Raw genomic sequence first — 680 nt, forward strand, 5'->3', positions numbered from 1 at the left:
AAAGCAGAAAGTGTCTGATAATAGGTCGCTATATTTTCAAGTTCTCTGATATTACCGGGCCAGTTGTAGTCAGTCAATTGACGCAGCTGTGCGGGAGGGATATTCTTAAAAGTCGTGCCAAGGAAATGCTGCAGCAACGGCAGAATATCTTCTTTTCTCTTTCGCAGCGGCGGTATGATGATGGGCAGCACGTTGAGTCTGTAAAATAAATCGCTTCGGAAACTTCCCTCTCTGACAGCTGCTTCCAAATCTCGATTGGTTGCAGTAATCAGGCGAATGTCGACATCAATGAGTCTGTCGCTGCCAACTCGCATAACCTGTCTTTCCTGAATGGTTCTGAGTAGTCTTGACTGCAGCTTTGGGGAAATATCCCCTATCTCATCGAGAAAAATAGTGCCGTGGTTTGCCTGTTCAAAGAGACCGATTTTCCCCTTAGCCTGTGCGCCGGTAAAAGCGCCTCCTTCGTAGCCGAACAGTTCGCTTTCCAGCAGATTGTCAGGAAGTGCTGCACAGTTTATGGCAACAAAAGGAAATTTGTTGCGGTAGGATGCGTTGTGGAGAGACTGAGCAATCAGTTCTTTTCCGGTTCCGCTTTCCCCTCGAATCAGTACAGTGTGGTCGGTCAGTGCAATCTGCTTGGCGGTCTTTATGACGTGTTTCATGCCGGGAGATTCGTGGAT

The 680-nt window shown here is 47.8% G+C and carries 1 protein-coding gene; it reads right to left on the reverse strand.

All coding sequences use genetic code 11. From position 1 onward, the window contains the following. Positions 1–662 (reverse strand): sigma-54 interaction domain-containing protein (locus D1841_RS17965; protein WP_371722191.1); only part of this gene is annotated, 662 nt, incomplete at its 3' end. Between the last annotated feature and the right edge of the window lie 18 nt (positions 663–680).

This window comes from Neglectibacter sp. X4, from assembly GCF_009917365.1.
Taxonomy (GTDB): Bacteria; Bacillota; Clostridia; order Oscillospirales; family Acutalibacteraceae; genus Acutalibacter.